This is a genomic window from Enterobacter cloacae complex sp. GF14B, from assembly GCF_004136805.1.
GTDB classification, from domain to species: domain Bacteria; phylum Pseudomonadota; class Gammaproteobacteria; order Enterobacterales; family Enterobacteriaceae; genus Enterobacter; species Enterobacter hormaechei_C.
The window spans coordinates 53,128-72,311 of the sequence record NZ_QFRV01000006.1; the positions used below are offsets into that span (position 1 = coordinate 53,128).

Consider the following 19,184-nt stretch of genomic DNA (forward strand, 5'->3'; position numbering starts at 1 on the left):
CCAAAACAACTGTATTTATATACAGTATCGTCAAATATGAGAGTCGATCAAGTTGGACAGTGATGCTAAACTTCAGACCTTTCCGAATTCACTGATTTCTATAATGTTAAAGTTATTCGCCAAGTACACATCAATAGGTGTTATCAACACGCTCATTCACTGGGTTGTGTTCGCTATTTGCATATATGCGTTTCACACAGGCCAGGCACTTGGTAACTTCGCCGGGTTCGTTGTGGCGGTGTCATTCAGCTTCTTTGCAAACGCCAGGTTCACGTTTAAGTCTTCGACAACCACGATGCGCTACATGCTGTATGTAGGGTTTATGGGATCCTTGAGCGCAACTGTTGGTTGGGCTGCCGATAAGTCCGGTATGGCTCCAATTGTGACTCTCATTCTCTTCTCCGCAATCAGTCTGGTGTGCGGTTTTATTTATTCAAAGTTCATTGTCTTTAGGGATGCGAAATGAAAATTTCTCTGGTCGTTCCCGTCTTCAACGAAGAAGACGCGATACCTATTTTTTATAAAACGGTTCGGGAATTTGAAGGGCTTCAGCAACATGAAGTAGAGATAGTCTTCATCAATGACGGCAGTAAAGACGCGACAGAATCAATTATCAACGCGCTTGCTGTTGCCGATCCACTTGTTGTTCCACTGTCATTCACTCGTAACTTTGGGAAAGAACCAGCTTTGTTCGCCGGTCTTGACCATGCGACAGGTGAAGCGATTATCCCGATTGACGTAGACTTGCAGGATCCTATCGAAGTCATTCCTCACCTGATCGAGAAGTGGCAGGCCGGTGCTGATATGGTTCTGGCTAAACGATCTGATCGCTCTACAGATGGCAGACTGAAGCGCAAGACCGCTGAATGGTTCTATAAGCTGCACAACAAAATCAGCAACCCGAAGATTGAAGAAAACGTTGGTGACTTCCGCCTGATGTCTCGCGAGGTGGTAGAAAACATTAAGCTCATGCCTGAACGTAATCTGTTTATGAAGGGCGTATTGAGTTGGGTTGGCGGCCGTACCGATGTCGTGGAATATGCTCGCGCAGAACGCGTTGCTGGAAGCACGAAATTCAACGGCTGGAAGCTATGGAACCTTGCCCTCGAGGGGATTACCAGCTTCTCTACTTTCCCGTTGCGCATGTGGACTTATATTGGTCTGTTCGTTGCAGGCGCGGCTTTCCTGTATGGTGCGTGGATGATCATTGATACCATTGCGTTTGGAAATGCAGTGAGAGGCTATCCTTCATTATTGGTATCAATACTTTTCCTTGGTGGAATTCAGTTGATAGGGATAGGAGTACTTGGTGAATACATAGGAAGAATCTATGTAGAAGTTAAGAGCCGGCCAAGATATGTGTTGAAGGGAAGAAAATGATTTCTGGTAAAAGAGTTGTTGCGGCTTACGCCATTTTAATAATATCGATGATTTTATTGCGTGAGTACTGGTTATTCATGCGGCAAGGGCTTCATGTTGATGAGTCCATGTCCTTTATACTTTCGGCGTACAATCCTTATGGATTCGATAAAGCATTCCCGGATGTATTAAAGTTGACAGGCGATCAGCTTAGGGGTGCGATGTGGTTTAATGATGTAACCATATCTGGGATGCTAGGTGACCTAAAAAGCCTATGGGTATTCAACAGAGATACACCACACAGCAATTTGTACTACTCTCTTCTGAGGATATGGTTTACAGGAACTTCCAGCGATAAATTTTACTTCACATTGCTGTGGGCTGTTCAGCTTAACATTGTCTTGTCTGTTGCCTCTATGTTGATATTCAGCCATATGGCCTATCAACTGTCGCGCAGTCATTTGGTGACAATATCATCGGTTATAGTGGCGTTCATATGCTACGAGACAATATCAAACACCATATTTGCCAGGCCGTATCAGCTTCAGGAGACCATGACCTTGGCGTTCCTGTCCATGACGATGTCCTATATGAGGAATGTATTACCTAGCACCAAATTCATTATTTGTTATTCAATTGTTACTGCCTTTACTCTTCTTACTGGTTATTTCTCAGTGGTTTATGTTTTTATTGTGATGCTCATGGTGTTGATTTATGCCATGTTTAACTGTGATAAAAACTACAAAGACCTTGCGTTGACATGCTTGAAATTTGCACTGACAACCAGCATTGTTGCATACACCATTTATCCTCCTTACTTCTTCGTTGGAGGATCTAGACAGAGTGAGGCTTTATCAAAATCTGACAGTCTTCATGAAAACATGCTAAAGGCTGTGAATACTCTTCATGATCTTGGGACATATCATCCACACTTCTGGTTTGCATTCGGGGCATTCATTATATGTGTTGTAGCTTCATTCCTCTGGAAAAAAGCTGACATGAATAAGCCATTCATATTGATAGCCATATCATCAACAATTATTTGGTGGCTGTTTGTGATGACTTTCGCTCCTTACAAGGTTCCTCGGTATGTTTACCCGGCGATTCCCGTTCTGGCATTTGTCTATACTACAGTTATGATAGTAGCAGTCAGGATACACAAGGCGCTAGGAATTGCGGTTTGCGTTGCAATTGTCTCATTCTCAATCGTAACTTATAAGGCCGGCAAGGTTGATTATTCATTTTCGAATAACAAACCATATTGCAATGTAGCTTTAAGCGGCGAAACTATTTACTTTATATCGGCCCCATACCGTCTGAATGGGCTTACAGATTGCCTGCCTGATAAACAGGTAACAATAGTAAGTAATCAGGATCAGTTTGATAAAGAGATAAGTAAAAGCGGCTTTGACCACATAGTGTCGGATAAGCCGCTCAATGGGTTTACCAAGGTTGACTCTTACGGTTATTTCACTGTGTACAGCGCAAGGTGATTAAAGGTTACTTTCGGCTACCCATGTACCAGGAGCTCCAGAAACCGTACATAGCCAACCTTTAGGTTGACCTACCACCGGAGTTGCTTTTAAAACCCTGGAACCAACAGGATTTGTTAGTGAGGTAGAAGTTGGGGCGGCATCTGCATACCATACCGGTAACGCAGTTGGGCCGCCCTGCTTCTGCAGGCTTGCTAATAGAGTTGGGTTGCTCGCGGTATCCCATCTGTTGGGGCCCATATATAGGTTTCCAATTCCATCACCAAACATCCTCATTGATAGCTCTGTGGTGCCGCTGCTTTCATTGTCTGAAATAGTCATTTTCTGTGAGTTCCATGAAATATTTCTCCAGAACCCAGCGAACACATTAGAGATTATGCTGCATGGATCTGTCCCTGCATCGATCGCAACGTCTGATACACCAGAGCCACCATGAATGAAGCTGTTACCTTTATACATGCTGCCATTGCCACCAGCAGTGCCGCATACCGTTGCACAGTTTGCAATCAACCCAGTAATAAGAGTGTTGTTAGCCGATGAGAAGCTGAACAGCTGACCTACGTTACCAACTGTCACGCCACGAACTGCTGCACTATCAGTCTGGAATAAGGAGAAGCATGGCACTGTGAGCCTGTCTCCTGACTTAACAAGACTGCCGCCATTGCAGCTTACGCGAGTTCCCTGCAGCGCGATCATCGCGCCCTCTGGTTGCGTCGTCCGGCGAACCATCGGGTTAGACACTACGATCTCTGCAAGGCTACCGATTTCGTTATAGATATAGATATCAATCTTACCTGCGTCACCGACATGGGGATCAGAGATAAGTATCTGTGACGAACCGCGAGAATCACCAGCCTGAGAGTAGGCACGGATATTGTACTCGGTATTGTTAAATGCATCGCAGGCGATAATTTTGGTACCAACACTGCGCCAGGTAAGGATACCACGACCACCTGTGCTTGATGCTAATCCGGTATTACCGTTACCGCTGCACTTGCAGCCAATAATAGTGTTGTAGTCACCATCGCGATCCTGGATGCCTACTGAAAGGTTGTTGTAAGAAATAACATTCGACGCAATGCAACGCGTACAACCGATAAACCGCAGGCCGTCGTTGGGGGATTTAGTGAAGGTTGCACTATCGACAATACAGCGCTGGCAGTTAACAAAAAGCATTAACTGGCCGTTACCGGTGGTATTGTCTAATCCAGTGCCCTCCATATTAACATTGGTTACTTTGACATCACTCAGGTTATCCCCGCGCCATGCCGCGATCAGCAGCGTTGATGAGGGTTTGATAACCGCCCCTGACATGTCAAGATTGATGCCATTTTGCATCGTTATCTGACCTGAGTGACCAAAAATTCCATCACCCATTACGAGCTTTTTACCGGCCAGAAGGAAACGGTTGATAGCTGCAGTATTATCTGTAACGCCATTGTCAGGCACTGCTCCAGCCATAAAAGACGTGATGACATCCGCGTTAATCCTGATCCACGCTGCGCCACCTGGGGTTTTGAACACGGTAACGCCGTTGTCGGTGTATGCGCTTCCATCGAGAACGGATCTAAGCTGACCGCCACCATACCCTGTACCTGCTGTGTATTCGCGAAGGAGGATTCTCTGGCTGGCTGTTGTCGGTTCGGTATTGCGTAATGTAGTTACATCTGGCACCTGACCTACAAGATTAAATCCGGATATGGACGCTAATTGAGATCTCAGTGATGCGTCGCCAACAGACAGCCATTTGCCTATACCAACCCCACCAGTGCTTTCCGGAGTTGAGCCCTCTGGCACCATTTTTGGCAATGGACCATCCCAGCGATAATACTCTCCGGTCGCATTGAGGCGCAGAACTTGATTTGGCAGTGTGATGGTATTTCCGTCTTCAAAGCTGTCCAGAGTAATATACCCGAACTGGGAGATGGCCTGCTGTGCCAGCCAGCGCAGTCCCTCGATCGTATAATGCTTATTGCCGAAACGGTCAGTGTAAGTCCATCCCATCGAGGTAACGAACTCGTCAATTTTCCCGGCGTTGTATTTCAGGTCAATCGGTGATTCGCTCGGGACCGGTTTTTGAGTAGGTGTGGTAGCCATATTGATTCCATAAAAAAACCCGGCGCGGTGGCCGGGTATGGTTGGTCGGGGACGGTTCTTATTGGTAGATGGCGTCGCTGTATTCTGCGACGGTCAGAGATACCGTGTTATCTGTGTTAGGTTTGATGCTGTTGACCGTCCATAGCTGACTGTCCAGTTCCTCAACGGTCGCGATGAGGTAGCGGGACGGGAGCTGCACAGTGTCTCCGTTCCAGATATTGAGCTGAATGTTGGGGATAGCCGCGGTGAAGCCGTACTTAGTGTCGCTGCGGGCGGTGGCCGGATAGCGCAGAGTTGGGTTACCCATACTGTCGGTGACAAGCACATACATATCCCCAGTAAATGTGATCGGCTCGCTGGTATCGAAGTTATTCCCGGCGCGGCCGGTGATGTAACCCTGCTGCTGGTTGCTGTCGTAGATGTCTGGCATCTGGATGACGCTACCGACCTGGATAATGCCGTCCTCAAACACTTTGGCGTTCATCTTCACGCGCGAGTAGATAAGGCGCTTGGTTTCGCGTAATGCGCGCTCCCGAGCCTGGTACTCATTACGGAAGCCGACGATCTCCAGCTTGTTAGGGTTTTCCGCTTCCTGCTCGACGATGGCGCCGTTCAGCACGCGGTAGTTGATGTACGTCTTATTGTTCGTGGTCGGGTGAACGTAGGACACCTGCACGCCGTCATAACCGCCTGGAAGAGTAGCTTCGTACGTCATTTTGTACTCGTCCGTCTTCATGTTGGCCCGGTTGAATACCGCCGCCGGGTAGTCAACTTTCTGATCGCGGGTAAACGTCAGCACGCCGTCGTCCCAGTACGCCACAACCGACGCAGCATTGCAGATCGCCTGCACGCGGTCGCCGAGTGAGTCGTTCTCGTCGTCAAACGTGTAGTCGAAGTAGCCCAGTCGCTCATCAGGCAGGCTTTCGGCGATCGAGTACAGTCCGTACAGGTCAATGCTGCTTACCGGCTGCTCACCCATGATGAGCCAGGTGTGAGCCACTGCATCAGCGAACGAGCGCGACGGCCTCAGGGTGTAATCCACCGTCTGCGTGTCCAGGTCGTACGTAATGGTGTGGCGCGTCACCAGTGCGTTATATTTGCGCTCGCGGCTGCCAAGAGCGTTCTCTGTCGCGCGGACTTTTACTCGCACAAGCGTGTCGGTAGGGTGAACGACGTTTGTCCTGATGTTGATGCTGTGGATCTCTTCGACCTTGAGCAGTGACGCGTCACCGGAGTTATCCGTGCGCTGGAAGCTGACCGCGTATTTCCCGAACCCGCCGGTCGGAGTGATCTTGTCAGTGCGATAAAACACCTCGCTCGTCGACTGGTGCGGCGTCGTCTGCCGGTACGTAAACGTCTGCTGCGTTCCCGGCACCTGGTTGTAGTCGTCGTCGATTTTCCAGATGACAACCTTCCAGTTGGTCTCTTTCTTCCCGCCGAGGCTGGACTGGGTATGCAGCCACAGCTGCGTTGACTCGACCGGGGAAAAGAACGGCCCAACCACCAGCGCCTCGTTATCGTTGAGGATGAATTTCGTGGTGTTGATCGTGGCATTCGCCGGGATGTCCTGCGGTCCTTCGAGCAGGTTCATCGTAAACGTGTACCAGCGCACCGGGTTAACCACTGCACCGTCGTTTGTTTCAACCGCTGAAATCAGCGTGCCTGAGAATGTCGCGTCGGTGGTGACGCTGCCTGAGGCCGTGCTGTACGTCACGTTGATGGTGAAAGTCACAGCGTGCGGCAGAACCAGACCCATGAAATAGTCGAACTCAGCCTGCTTAACGATTTTCATAGCTATCTGGCCGCCGGAATACGTTCCGCTGACCACCGTGTTTGCCGTTGCTGTTTCGATAGGGAAGTCGCTGGCTTCGTTCTGCCCAGGGACCTCCTGCCCGTCGACGTCATCGAACCCGTAACCTTCGACGATCTGCGGGATTACTTCACCTGGCTCGAAGAACTGGTATTCAGCGCCGGCCATGCTCCCCAGGCTAGATTCTGAGTAGCGAATAGATTCTCGGTCATATTTTCCAATACCGACGCACATCCACTCTGTGACGAACTTCAGGCCGCCATCCGTAGACGTCTGGTGCACGTATTCAAATACCGATTCCTGAATCAGGTCAGGGTACGAACGGATCTGACCGTAGATGTCCGGCTTGGCCTTGTAAACTCGCGCGATATTTGTCTGACCGGTCAGGCTATTGTTGGGCGAGTCGACGGTATTACCACCGTTGTTCGCGATTGCCGGCTTCGGCGCCAGGAACGAAAACACCTGGCCCACCACTTTAAAGATCGGGCTCAGGATGTCGTCGACAATGCCCTTTGGCTGGTCGAATATCTGGATGTGGTCCAGCTCGCTCAGCTCAAACGCCAGCTCATCATCGTCACCCAGCTTTACGCCGTTGCGGACGATCAGCAGATCGCGGTGAAAGGTAGCGTCATTGGCCGCCAGCCAGTCATAAAAAAGGGTGCCGTTTGGCACCCTACAACGCAGCTTAGGCGTTCCTGGAAAATTCGATATCTCAACCAGCGCCATACGAAAAGTACTCCACTTTGGTGAATGCCCGCTGAATGACCAGCAATGAATCCTCTTTCACGCTTCCGTTTTCCCCGCGCGCATGAATGGCTTTTCGGTTCAGCACCAGGCCAACATGCGCCGGTTGCGCGCCTCGGTACCCGACGAATATCCCGCCTTCGATCGGTTTATCGACCTGGCGCCAGAAGACGACGTCACCCTGATAGCAGGTGAAGAAGTCCTCACCGGCTTCGTAGTCCGGTGTCTGGTGCAGCTCAATGCCGAGAACGTGTCGGTAATACAGCACCACCAGCCCCCAGCAATCCACCTTTTCGAACGAACACGCCCGGTTAGCCCACGGCACGCCGATCATCCTGCTGATAAAATCAGAGGTACTGAAGTCCCGTGTACTCGACTGGATCATAAAGGCGACCAATATTGTTATTCAGAGGATTGGTGACGGAGAGCGTGACCGATGCGGCATCAGCATCGATATCCACCGTCTTGACGTAAAGCTGCCAGGACTTAATCGGCACAGACACGTCGCCGCTGTCGAAGATCTGCCGCGTGGCCGTAATAGCTGTTAGCCGCGCCGCCCCCTTCCACCGCTTCATCAGCGCTTTGATGTCAGACGACAGCCGCCCTAACTTCACCGTCGCGTCGATCACCGGCGTGCCGCTCTGCTGGCTCTCTTCGATTTCAAAACGGGCGGGTGTGTACGTCTGGCCGCCAAGCGTCTTCGGGAAGAACTGCTTATCGACCAGGCGGACGTAGCCAAAGGAGGGGTGGTAGAACGTGATGGTGTCGTACAGCCCGCGCGTCGGACGCTGCTGCTTATACTCCCTGAAGCTCGGCATTACGGCACCCTCGGCAGTGATTCCGGATCGCGTCCGTCCGGATAGCCAGTCACCACGATATCAAGCACTGAAGGCCACGGCGGCGGCAGCTCAACAATTACGTCGTCAAACTCGTCATCGGCGTTGTACAGGTGGTTGGCAATAACGGTTCCCGTCCAGGTCACCACCCCGCCAGAAATATTGGTCTGGACAGGGAAACCATCTTTCGTAAAGTGAAGCTCCTGAACTTGCAAGCCACTACCGCCAAGATTTATCGGCATTCTGAACCAATAAAGACCGCCGTGAAGATAGTTGGGACTACGTAACCATTGCTGAAATGCTCGGTCTTCCGCCAAGGTGAAAATCCACGTGAGGGACCAGGTCACTTTCAGGTCGTCGGTAAGGTTCTGGAAGATAGCCGGGCCGACCGCTGGCTGATCGGTCTGGAACCCGGTATCGAGCGTCATGTTTTTGCTGGCCTTCTGCGCCAGCGGCAGCCAGTCGGGATAGTCGATAATTGGCATCAGCCCTGCCCTCTTGGCGTGCGTTTAACGTTCATGTTGCTGGTTATGGCGTTGCTTGCTGGGCCACCGTTATTCATGTCAGCTATAAAAGCTTCAAGCGTCCATGAACCATCGCCGTTCTGTGTAGCCTGAGCATCTACAGAGGCGGATGAGTAGTTGTAGATGTTGAGAATCGGAGCACCGCCCCCTCCACCTGAAGTAATGTCCTTGTTGCTGAGCATGGTTCCATTATCGCCAGACACCATGTATTGGCTGCCATTATTGGCGCGGAAGATTTCAGGCTTATCGCCCTCGCCTACCTGGTACATGCCACCAGCCTGAATTGGCCCGCCGTTTTTACGTTTTCCTGACAGTGCCAGGATGCCAGCCATCGCACCAAGACCAATAGCCACTGCACCGCCGAATGAAGCCACGGAGGACATGATGGCCGCCGGAGTCCATGCCGCCGTAGTAGCCGCAGCCGCAGCCGTCGAAGTCGCTGTCGTGGTGGCAATGCCTGCTGCCTGTGCCGTGGTGGATGCTGCAACCGCCGCGGTAGTGGCCGTCTGTCCCATAATGGCCGACTTAACCCACTCGACGCCCATCTGCACAAATGTGTTTACTAGGCTATTTAAAACAGTTCTTCCTAAAGATTTAGCTGCCTCTTCGGCGTCCATACTTTTGGTGATAAGTCCAGTAAAGGCGTTAGAAGCATTCCCAGCCAGTGAGTCAACAGATGCAGCGATCGCTGCGTTCCCGGCGCTCTGATTACGGAATATCTCCCACTGCGCCGCAACACGTGCCTGCTCGTACTCCTTGTCAGCGTTAGCACGCAGCATAAGTGCGTTCTGGTGAGTGATAAGCCCCTGCTGTTCGAATGCCTGAATGAGCGCCAACTTGCGGGCGTTCTCGTTCGCCAGTTGCTGAACAGGGTCAACTCCACCGACAGCATCTTGCTGTGGCGTCACCGCCTGCTGCGCGCGGATTTTTGCGAGGTTTGCCTGGTGTGTGGCCTCCAGTCTTTCAGATGTCTGATTGAACTGCTCCTGACTGATTTTCTTAGCAGCCAGCGAGGTATTCAGATCCTGAACATCCTGCTTATAGCTTGCGTTTTCGCGCGCTTCTGGCAGGAGTTTCTCGGCTGCGGCTTGTGCTTTGAGTGCGTTGGCAGTGTCCCATTTTGTTGCGGCGTACTGCCCCGCCAGCGCGATCTGTTCTTTAGTGGCTCCTTTTCCGAGAGACTGCTGCGCATTCAGGATCGCCTGCTCGCGACTCAGATTATTGGTTGATTCGGCAGCAAGCTCTGACTGCTGCTTCAGGTTCGCCAGTTTCTGAGCAATAGAATCAGCCTGAGAGGCGCCTTTCTTCTGCTCGGTCTGAAGTGTCTTTTGCGCCTGCGTATTTTTGTACGTAGCGGCAGCGTCATCCTCCATCTGCTTGGCATGCGGATCATCCTTCGCAAATCCGGCATCTTCGGCAGCGTATTGAGCCTGCAACCGCGCGCGGGCCTCCCCCTGGAGCTTAGACAGTGCCAGATTACGTTCTGACTGCTTGATCAGGTTCTTCTGGCCGCTGGTGAGGTTGTCTGTCTCTTGCTTGAGCGCCGCGACGTTGCCTTTGGCGATTACGGCCTCACGCGAAAGCTCTACCAACTTACCAACGAACGCTGTGAGCGCGGTTTGCCCCTTTTCAGTAGAGCTCTGCGTGTTCTGCAACTCTGTAGCCAGACGCTGTAAAGCCTCTGGCGATGGGTTTTTGGCAATATCTGAAAGCTGCTTGCTCAGCTCAAATGCTTTCTGCTCGGTGATGCCGAACTTGTCCGCTACGGCTCCAACGGTATTGCCGATGCTGTTCGCAGTAGCCTGGAACGCCTGACCTGCGCCGTATGCCTGCTTAACTGCCTCGGCATAGTTATCGGTGGTAATTTCCAGAGTAGCCAGACGGTCATTAAATCCATCTACCGATGCATAGCCGCCAGAGAACGCCGACAACGCTTTATCACCGAAAGACAGTAGAGAACTTGATGCGTCGCTGATGGCTTTCGGTATTTTGTTGATCGCCTCGTTGTACTCCAGGAGCGCCTGGTTACGCATCAGCGTTGCGACCTCAGCGTTGGTCTTCGCCAGGTACGCATATTTGTCAGACAGCGCGGCCACGCCATTGATAGAGACGTTGATAACCTTGTCCATCGCTTCGGCTGCATCTTTCAGCGCGTCCATGGCATTCTTGCCGCCATTAAGCGAAGTGATAAGCACACCCGCCAGAACTGAACCAAGCGCAATTATGGCACCGAAAACAGCGCCGCCAGGCCCGAACGCGCCAGCGAGTTGCGATCCCTGCTGGGCGAATGCTACCAATGCAGACTGCCCACCCTGGACTTGTACGATAAAGTCCTGCACCTGGTAACCAGCCTGCTGCATGCTGGACTTCCAGCCTTTGTTGCTGCCCATCGAAGTATCAGCAGCACCTTTCATGTCGAAGAGCCGCCCGGTCAACTCGCCGATCTTCTTCTTCTCTTCGTCTGTCGCTTTCGACCCGGCGCGGAGTTGTGCAGCAAGGACGGCAGCACTACGCGCGCCATTCTCCTGCGCTTCATCCAGCACAGCCAACTGGTTACCCAGCGCCTCGATGATTGATTCTGCACGGCTGAATTCACTGCTCGCACCACCGGTGCCGCTTCTGGCCTCTTCCATTGCACGGGCAATGCCACTCACGTTGGTGTTCAGCTTGCGCAGCTGGTTGTCCATGGAGTTGGCATATCCAGCCAGTTCTGTAAACGCGGCCCCGGTTTGTGAGGTGCTCTCGTCGAGGTTATCCATCCCCTTGCCTGATTGCTGTGCCGCAGCCTCCAGTTTATCCAGAGCATCAATGGCCTGTTTGCCGCCTTGTAACAGCGGCTCAACGTCGGCGCTGATTTCATAAACGATGCTACCGGCGCTCTTCTCATCTGCCATGTCATTCTCCGGGTATAAAAAAACCCGCCGAGGCGGGTCTATAGCTAAGGAAATTCAGTTGTAATGTTTAGTTGGTATTTTCTCGTTTACCGAAGGCATAACCCAACGCTAGCGTGAGAATAGGCGTGAAAATTGACCATACATCTTTCAATGCCGCAACCACATCGATCTTGTCAGGATCGCTTTTGTCAAAAACAAAATGGAAGTAAGCCAACATAATGCAAACGCTAAAAATCGCCCCAAGATAAAAGCAATATTTTAGGGTCATCCATATGAATGAATCTCTAGCATGCTCTCCAGTTCCAATCTGCTGAGCAATCGTACCCGGAATGTACTCACCACCAGAGTTAGAGCTTTTGACAGATGGCTTCACGTCTTGTGGCTCAGGCGCTCCATGCTGATCACCAATATGTGGTTGGATATTATTCATTACACATCCTCATAAAACGAGTAATGTGTAGTCGCTACCAACACTCCACCGATTGATCGAGCAACACCGATTGTCCACGACATGTATATCTTTTTCCCGTTATTTTTAACTCCGATCTCCAGTGGCACTAACATGGCCGCAAAACCATTAGTGACACCTGTATTCTCGTTACATCTTACTGGCTGGCGAAGCATGACCTCGCCATTCTCTACAGCTGCCGTAAAACTGGGAAGCTGATTGGCAGGAAGATTTAACGGATTATCAAAATGCGCAGAAATAACAAGTTTAACGACAAGTCCGTCGTGAACAAACTGTAACTGACTTTCATTTATGTTATTGAAAATACTATTAAAAACACCTGATTCAATAAGCTTTTTACCATCAGAAACTACGGGTATAATCATTATGTTCCGACTTTGAAGGTTAATTGTTTAGTATCATTTAACACAATTGAATCAGTAAACAGTTGAATGTCAATAGCCAACCGACAAGATCCTTATTGATATCAAAGGCTGCTTCACTCAAGATCGCTTTGCCCTGCGCGCGGCCTGTTTAGCCAGGTATTCGTCAGCGATGCTGTCGTACTCTTCGCGTGTGAAGCCTTTCTGATCCGGATATTTCGCCGCCAGCAGCATCTGAAATTCGGTCATCGTTAACTGCGAGGCTTCGGCGCGATTCATGCCGAAGTGGCTGCGAGCTGCGCTGATGTAGTCGAATGCTTTAAACTCTGTTGTGCGCTCGCCTGTTTCATGGCGCTGCAACTGGCGAACCCTGGCTTTTCCGACGATGCCGTGCTGCATGAGGTGCTGCGCCAGCACGATAATGTCGTTCTTTGGCAATCTGCCCGGCCGGTATACGACGCAGTGCCGCCACCCCTTCCACTCGCCTATCATTGGCGCCAGGTCGTCATCGCAGCACGATTGCAGCACCAGCATGCACGTTGATAAAAGTTTCTCAGCGGAGCGGTTGAAAGAAGGAGACAGCCATTCAGGAAAGCACCCAAGCGTGCCAGCGCAAACCTCAATCAACTGAGTGACATCATTGCCGTGGATGGTGGCGTATGCCCGCACAATCTCTTCTGGGGTGCCGATCCTCGTCATAGCCTCGAATGAAGGCCGTAGCAGGTAATCTTTCCCGCCTTCGCGGCTGTCGCTGATAGAGAGTTCGCCAATATCGGTTAAAGCAGTCATATGCCTTCCATTAAACAGTCATTATCAAGGGCAGCACGCCGCCCTTTGGAATGTCCGTTAGGTAACGGTGACCGTATGCACAGCCACAAAGTTGCCGTCTTCGGTGTTGACGATGATCTGCGCGCTGCCGGTGGCGACACGTGTCACGGTAACGGTGTTGCCGGAGGCACTGGCCGTTGCTTTGGTCGCATCGGTTGTCGCTACAGTGAAATCTTTGTTTGTAGCGCCGGTTGGTGAGATGTTCACCGTGAAAGTGCTGGTGCCACCTGCCGTGCCGGTGCTGGTAGCCGGAGTTACCGTTACGCCAGTCACCGCTACAGCAGTCAGCTCGTTCACTTCGATGGTGGTTGCATCACCGACTTTGAACTCGGTAGAGAACGTGACGATGTCGTTGGTACCGCCGTCAGAGCTCAGCGCCGTGATGTTCATATAGCCGACGAATTCGACCGGGCCGTAATCCATGCGCACCCAGATCCCAGGCTGGCGCTTGGCCTTCAGCTCGTCAGCGAAATACTTGATGAACTTGCCAACGCCGTACTGATCCAGTTTGTCCTTCTTGCGCACTTCACCTTCAAAGCTCAGGGTGAAGTCACTGTTGGTGATGATGGTCTCGACATAGCCGCCGCCGTCATCCGCATCAGAGGTAACCGAGTTTGGGTTGAAGTCGAAGCCCTTCGACGTACCAGCGGCCAGCGCCATCCACTCAGACTCAAGTGGTTTGACATCCGGGCAGCCATCGGCGACTTCCAGCACGACCGCACCGCCGAAAAGGCGCTCGTTCGAGTTCGGGCAGTTACCCATGTGAAACTCCTCTTTGACGTATAAAAAAGAAAACCCGCCGAAGCGGGTTATTTGGTTGGGAATGGCTATTCGCCGTAAGTGCAGGCGAACTGGAGTCGGAAGACTATTCGCCCTTCTTCTGTGAGCACCGGCGCGGGAATTGCGCCCATGTTCTGGATGTAGCCGACGCACTCGTCAGCCATGGGGTTGGCCTGGACGTAGTCGACGATGCGCTGCACAGCGTTGAGCGCGTCTTTGCGCTTATCTTTCGCGCCTACGACATCAACCAGGACGTGATACTCAGAACCGAGATCGGTGCGGATATTTGACCCGCCGTTTGGCCTGAATACCATGATCGCCTTCGACAGGTCACCTGGGTCGTCGTACATAAGCTGCTGCACTGTGAAACCGGTAGTTAGCCCGGCGTCGCCGAACATGTTGCGCACCCGCTCGTGCATCATGGGTGTCATAGCGAAAGCTCCTTGCGCATCACCGCGTCAACGTTATCGCGCTCGTCATTCGCGCCTTTGGTTAAGAATTGCGGTTCACCATGCGGATCCCAGTAGTTGCCAGTTCCGGTACCGCCGCCGAACTGCTTCCCTGAGCGGGTCGTACCGAAGTGCGCTCGCGGCTGACCTTTCAGTTTTCCTGACGCCTCGTGCACGTACACGGCATAGTTTGCTGAGTAACCGATGCGCCCGGTGATGAGCACGCCACCAGCGTCAATTTCGCGGAACTGGCTGTTAATAAGCGTGGAGGTGTCGATCGGAGTGTAATAGGCTGCCCGGGCACCGATGAGAATCATCGCTGACTGGAGGGCGCGGATTACCTTGCGCCCCTTAACGTCGTTGATGACATCGTTAAGGTGCTTCTTCGCCTGGCTGATGCCCTTCACTTTGATGCCCATGGCTACACTCCCGTAATTATCGCCCAGTCATCTTCCAGACCGTCGAGAGTGTCGTTCCAGCGCATCACGTGACGGACCTCATCAGCACCTGCTACGACCGGATCCGGCTCAGCGCTCACACCAATCATGATGTAGTCGCCCTCATCGGCCAGTGCGTATGCCGTGAAAAAGGTGTTCTTAACGACCACTTCTTTACCGATTGAGCCGAGCTTTGCCGACAAGCCGCCGATGTAGTCGCACATGATGGTTTCAGGCGGTTCATATGGGTCGACAGGATCGCCCCACTCGTCATTACCGCCCGCTCCCTTGCGCCATATCGTGCATGGCTTGTTGTATGACCATGAAGCAGTAGACGACATCAGCCCTCCTTCCAGCGCAGCACCTTCGCGCCAGTCGCCCGGATGCGCGGGCAGTTGATGAACCACTCGCCATCCGATTTCACGTAGCCGGTAGTCTCCCGCCCGGTGTCGGTCATCACCCAGACGCGGGTGAACGAACGCGGCAGCCTGTGCTTAACTGATTTGTACGTCATCACTTGCCACCGCACATACAGCCACCCTTACCGATCCAGATACCAGCGAATGCCTGGGCGGCGGTAGGGTCGGCAGGAATAAGGGAGGTTGCACAACCGTATTTATCCAGCCCGCGTAGCAGGTTCACTGATGCTTTCCAGCGGTCGGTGAACGACTGGTACCGGAATGAGCGCGACGCTCCGCTTGGAGCCGTCTGACTGGAGATGTATTTATCCCCCTGCCCGAGCCCCATAAGCGCCAGCAGATAGAGCTGAATCAGCAGCGCGGTCGATGCAGGATAATGCGCATCAAGACACTCCTGAATACTGTTGGCCTGGTCGACGAGAGCCTGAAGAACAAAATCGGGAATGGTAATTCCCTGGCTCTCCAGATACTCCTTCGCCTGTTCGAGAGTTACCATTATCGACTCCGTGAAATACCCCGCCGGAGCGGGGCATAAAAAAACCGCCTTAGCGGCGGCTGTTATTCAGCAGGGAAAAGCTTTTCGAGTTCACCATCCGGCAACAACTCACTGAGCTTTTCAGCGCCCAGATTTCCTTTAAACTCGATTCCCAGTTCAGTCAGACGAGCCTGGATAACCTCTTTGCGAGATTTCTCACCGGTACCGGCATCAGGTGTTGCGGGTTTCAGCTCTCCACCAGCCTCGCCTTTCATCAGCCGGACGTTAGACTTCAACGCCGGATGAAGCTCTTTCAACTCCACCACGTCGCCAACCTTCACGCCGAACCATGGGCGCACAACTTCGTATTTAGCCATGCTGTTTCCTTACGCCAGGTTAGCGCCGTAGACAACGCCGGACAGGCCCTGATCGTCTGCGGTAATTTGCAGACCTTCAGCAGACATGATCTGGAAGTTGTAGTTAACGTTAGGCAGTGGGCGCGGCAGCGGAACAACGCCTACAGCCATACCCACCAGTGGAGAGATAACATCACGACGGCGAACGTAGGCGATAAACTCGTTACCGGTCAGCGCGAAGCTCATGCGGATTTCTTTCACCGGCGCGAACGGCAGAACCGCCTGCAATACAGTGCCGCTTACAACGCCATTCACCACGTACGGCTGCGCCAGGTTTGCCCAGATTTCCGGGGAAACCCACATTACATCGTATGCGGCGACTTTGTTCGTGCGGGCGGTAGTACCGAATGCGCCTTTACCGAAGAACGCAAAGAGCGCGGTCATGTCGGCAGTAGTAAGGTCGATATTCGCGCCACCAGCACCGGAACCGAGGTTAATCTTCTTGGTGTTTCGGTGGTTCTTAATGCCCTGCGCCGGGTAGGACTGAACCTGAATTTTTGAATCGCCATTCAGGTAGTAGTTGACGCGCTTCTGGTTGAACTTACGCATCTTAGCCATCTGCGAGTCCAGCACCAGATCAATGCCTACAGAGTTAAGGCCAGCAGCATGACGCCAGTTAACACCGTAACCAGCAGTGAATACCGGAATCGGGTCACCGTCGCTCGCGTAGTCAGTGTGGTCGAAGGAGAACGGCGCCTGGCCATCGATGCTTACTGACACGTCATCAGCGATGTCGCCAACCACGTTATACAGCTTGGCGGTTTTACCGACCGGCAGCACCGTCTGAACTCCGATCAGGTCGTTCACGATTTCCATGCCAACTTCCTGATCCCGCAGTTGCAGCACCTGGTTGTCAATCTCAGCCCAGAAGTCACGGGAAAAACCGCCCACTGCGTTACAAGCCAGCATGTCAGCGGTCATCATCGCGCGGTTAGCTGCAATGATGGAATCGTTCTGTAGGTTCCACATGTTGCGGTTTGCCCACAGCTCACTCCAGTGCCCGCCAAGGCGGGAGTTAGTCGCCAGCGTCTCTTTTGAGAAGTACATATGTTTTTGTCCTTTTGTTACGCGCCAGCAGCGGCGGCAGTGCCAACGCGCATGCGCACGCGGATGAAATCGGTAGTGCTGGCCGCGATGGTGTATTCATCCTGGCTATATCCGATCACTGAATCAGTGTCATCGGTTGCCAGGGTAAACTGACCAGCAGTGCCCAGCTTGATCGGACTATCTTTTTTATACGCACCAGGCAGGCAACGCAGCGCCAGCTCACGACCTTCTTCGACGTAGTTACCTACTGCCGAATCCCCGGCAGGGATTTCTTCGGTGATTGTCAGGCCCTGGTGATAACCGACATCGATGATGTACAGGCGGCCGGTTAGCGCGGTGGCCTGAGCGAATTTATCAGATGAGTTGATGGTTGCGGCGGTGCCTGGGAGTAGCGCTGCGGCCGTGGTGCGGGTTTCGGTCTTGTACAGAGACTGACCGTCGATATTAACGCGACGATAACGAGGCATTATTCCGGCTCCTTATTTGAAGTATTCGGCAGCAGAAGGCGCGCCGGTTTCTTTGTTCTGCTGTGCATTGTTGGTGCCCAGCGGAGCAGCTTCGCCCAGCGACTTGAACATTGCGTCCAGGGCATCGCCAGAAAGCGCGTTGGCCACGATGTCGCCATGAACCGCAGCAACCGCATCACGCTTTGTTTTTTCTTCCGCACGAGAGTTTGCAGTTAGCGTTTCAGTGAGCTTGTCCTGATTGGCCTGTAAGCCGGTGATCGCATCTTTAATCGGATTCAGGGCTTCGGCGAAGTTTGCGGCCAGGCCTTTACCGATTTCGCTGATCAGCTCTTGTTTCTCTTCAGTGGTTAAAGGCATGTCGCCCTCCGTTTTGTGGTTTGGTGCAGGCTGTTCCTGCGGTGTGAATAGAGCTTTCAATTTGTTTGCTACGACGGCCACCCACGATTCCTGACGCGCTACTACAGTGCCGGTATCGTCGATGGTGATCTTCCCGCCATCAGCGGAATAACCGTAAACCTGTGTATCACCGCCATTTCGCACGATGACCACCTGCGAGTCAGTGAAGTCAGCAACCCAGGCATATTCATCCGTACCTGGCGCAAACTTAGCTTTGGCTGCACGATCGAGGCGCTGTTCACGCTCCCGGTATGATTCACCCACCAGCGCGCCTGAGTTCGCTTTAAGCGGCTGAGCCAGATCAGCGTTAACCATCAGGCCAACGCCCTGCTCAGGGGTGGCGGCTCCGACTTCGTGCAGCAGGATCGCGTCGTGGTCCATGCCATGGATGTCGGCTACCCACTCAGCACCTGTGGCGCGCTGCTGATCGTTGGGTTCAAGCTGGTCGAGGAATGCGGCAACACTGGTATGAATCGGCGGAACGTCTTCACCACGCTCAATAGCAGCGACACGTTCAAGTAGTTCTTTACCGCCTTCTGACTCACTGGCACGGGCCACATCAACCCACTTTTCGAGGTAGATGCGATTACCGGACTTCTTAACGTTGCGGTTCCACGCGCCGATATGGCCTGCGTTAATCCCCTCAGGGGAGAAAGCAGACACGAACTGACCGTTAACCTGAGGATGCCCAAGCGGTGCCAGGGTGCCTTCCAGCCCCTTGTAATGGGCGTCGATTTGCTCTTGCGTGTACAGACCGCCGTTCATGACGACGTTTGCTGGCAGCGTGTAGCTCGGCAGCACCAGGTGCTCACGCCCGTTGTATGTTTCGCGCCGGATAGACTGGCTGTTCACCTTTGTGGTGATGTTGACCTGCATAGGCAT

At 52.6% G+C, this 19,184-nt stretch carries 22 protein-coding genes; 3 read left to right on the top strand and 19 right to left on the bottom strand.

Going from position 1 to position 19,184, the window contains the following annotated elements; all coding sequences use genetic code 11:
• Window positions 1–103: 103 nt before the first annotated feature.
• From DD606_RS03515 to DD606_RS03525, 3 genes are read left to right on the top strand one after another with little or no spacing between them, the layout of a single operon-like run.
• Complete coding sequence (locus tag DD606_RS03515) at window positions 104–466, top strand: GtrA family protein (RefSeq protein WP_045340345.1); 363 nt, start codon at window positions 104–106, stop codon at window positions 464–466.
• Window positions 463–1,380: a glycosyltransferase family 2 protein gene (locus DD606_RS03520; RefSeq protein ID WP_129258173.1), complete on the top strand. Its 918-nt coding sequence runs from the start codon at window positions 463–465 to the stop codon at window positions 1,378–1,380. The genes DD606_RS03515 and DD606_RS03520 overlap by 4 nt, the downstream gene beginning before the upstream one ends.
• On the top strand, window positions 1,377–2,852 hold the full coding sequence (locus DD606_RS03525) for a hypothetical protein (RefSeq protein ID WP_129258175.1): 1,476 nt from the start codon (window positions 1,377–1,379) through the stop codon (window positions 2,850–2,852). Before DD606_RS03520 ends, DD606_RS03525 begins: the two co-directional genes overlap by 4 nt.
• On the opposite strand, the gene DD606_RS03530 is transcribed toward DD606_RS03525, so the two are convergent.
• From DD606_RS03530 to DD606_RS03620, 19 genes are all read right to left on the bottom strand, one after another.
• Window positions 2,853–4,949, bottom strand: coding sequence for a right-handed parallel beta-helix repeat-containing protein (locus tag DD606_RS03530; RefSeq protein WP_129258177.1), 2,097 nt, complete (start codon window positions 4,947–4,949; stop codon window positions 2,853–2,855).
• A 58-nt stretch (window positions 4,950–5,007) separates the two neighbouring features.
• Window positions 5,008–7,485 carry a host specificity factor TipJ family phage tail protein gene (locus tag DD606_RS03535; protein WP_129258179.1) on the bottom strand — a complete coding sequence of 826 codons (2,478 nt, stop codon included), beginning with the start codon at window positions 7,483–7,485 and terminating at the stop codon, window positions 5,008–5,010.
• Window positions 7,472–7,837 (bottom strand): NlpC/P60 family protein, encoded by a 366-nt coding sequence (locus DD606_RS03540; protein WP_129258252.1) that lies wholly within the window; start codon window positions 7,835–7,837, stop codon window positions 7,472–7,474. Before DD606_RS03540 ends, DD606_RS03535 begins: the two co-directional genes overlap by 14 nt.
• Before the next feature lie 13 nt (window positions 7,838–7,850).
• Window positions 7,851–8,321, bottom strand: a complete 471-nt coding sequence (locus tag DD606_RS03545) for a hypothetical protein (protein WP_047735250.1) — start codon at window positions 8,319–8,321, stop codon at window positions 7,851–7,853.
• Entirely contained in the window at window positions 8,321–8,824 is a 504-nt protein-coding gene (locus DD606_RS03550) for a hypothetical protein (RefSeq protein WP_045333321.1), read from the bottom strand. The genes DD606_RS03545 and DD606_RS03550 overlap by 1 nt, the downstream gene beginning before the upstream one ends.
• Window positions 8,824–11,757, bottom strand: coding sequence for a tail protein (tape measure) (locus DD606_RS03555; protein WP_129258181.1), 2,934 nt, complete (start codon window positions 11,755–11,757; stop codon window positions 8,824–8,826). The genes DD606_RS03550 and DD606_RS03555 overlap by 1 nt, the downstream gene beginning before the upstream one ends.
• A 67-nt stretch (window positions 11,758–11,824) precedes the next feature.
• Window positions 11,825–12,187, bottom strand: a complete 363-nt coding sequence (locus tag DD606_RS03560) for a hypothetical protein (protein ID WP_129258183.1) — start codon at window positions 12,185–12,187, stop codon at window positions 11,825–11,827.
• Entirely contained in the window at window positions 12,187–12,591 is a 405-nt protein-coding gene (locus DD606_RS03565; RefSeq protein WP_129258185.1) for a hypothetical protein, read from the bottom strand. The genes DD606_RS03560 and DD606_RS03565 overlap by 1 nt, the downstream gene beginning before the upstream one ends.
• A 117-nt stretch (window positions 12,592–12,708) precedes the next feature.
• Complete coding sequence (locus DD606_RS03570; protein ID WP_129258187.1) at window positions 12,709–13,377, bottom strand: DUF6246 family protein; 669 nt, start codon at window positions 13,375–13,377, stop codon at window positions 12,709–12,711.
• A gap of 57 nt (window positions 13,378–13,434) precedes the next feature.
• Window positions 13,435–14,178, bottom strand: coding sequence for a phage tail tube protein (locus DD606_RS03575; protein WP_129258189.1), 744 nt, complete (start codon window positions 14,176–14,178; stop codon window positions 13,435–13,437).
• 65 nt (window positions 14,179–14,243) lie between these two features.
• Entirely contained in the window at window positions 14,244–14,627 is a 384-nt protein-coding gene (locus DD606_RS03580) for a hypothetical protein (RefSeq protein WP_032608745.1), read from the bottom strand.
• The gene (locus tag DD606_RS03585) at window positions 14,624–15,064 is read right to left on the bottom strand and encodes an HK97 gp10 family phage protein (protein ID WP_129258191.1); all 441 of its coding nucleotides are present in this window, start codon (window positions 15,062–15,064) and stop codon (window positions 14,624–14,626) included. The genes DD606_RS03580 and DD606_RS03585 overlap by 4 nt, the downstream gene beginning before the upstream one ends.
• Before the next feature lie 2 nt (window positions 15,065–15,066).
• A complete protein-coding gene (locus DD606_RS03590; RefSeq protein ID WP_129258193.1) occupies window positions 15,067–15,423 on the bottom strand; it encodes a hypothetical protein in 357 nt (118 codons plus the stop codon).
• Window positions 15,423–15,596: a hypothetical protein gene (locus DD606_RS03595; protein ID WP_032104694.1), complete on the bottom strand. Its 174-nt coding sequence runs from the start codon at window positions 15,594–15,596 to the stop codon at window positions 15,423–15,425. The genes DD606_RS03590 and DD606_RS03595 overlap by 1 nt, the downstream gene beginning before the upstream one ends.
• Window positions 15,596–15,997 (bottom strand): hypothetical protein, encoded by a 402-nt coding sequence (locus tag DD606_RS03600; RefSeq protein ID WP_129258194.1) that lies wholly within the window; start codon window positions 15,995–15,997, stop codon window positions 15,596–15,598. Before DD606_RS03600 ends, DD606_RS03595 begins: the two co-directional genes overlap by 1 nt.
• 62 nt (window positions 15,998–16,059) lie before the next feature.
• On the bottom strand, window positions 16,060–16,353 hold the full coding sequence (locus tag DD606_RS03605) for a hypothetical protein (protein ID WP_032104696.1): 294 nt from the start codon (window positions 16,351–16,353) through the stop codon (window positions 16,060–16,062).
• 9 nt (window positions 16,354–16,362) lie between these two features.
• Window positions 16,363–17,439 carry a major capsid protein gene (locus DD606_RS03610; protein ID WP_032104697.1) on the bottom strand — a complete coding sequence of 359 codons (1,077 nt, stop codon included), beginning with the start codon at window positions 17,437–17,439 and terminating at the stop codon, window positions 16,363–16,365.
• 17 nt (window positions 17,440–17,456) lie between these two features.
• Window positions 17,457–17,906: a hypothetical protein gene (locus DD606_RS03615; RefSeq protein WP_023300384.1), complete on the bottom strand. Its 450-nt coding sequence runs from the start codon at window positions 17,904–17,906 to the stop codon at window positions 17,457–17,459.
• Window positions 17,907–17,918: 12 nt separating this feature from the next.
• A complete protein-coding gene (locus DD606_RS03620; RefSeq protein ID WP_059356546.1) occupies window positions 17,919–19,184 on the bottom strand; it encodes a hypothetical protein in 1,266 nt (421 codons plus the stop codon).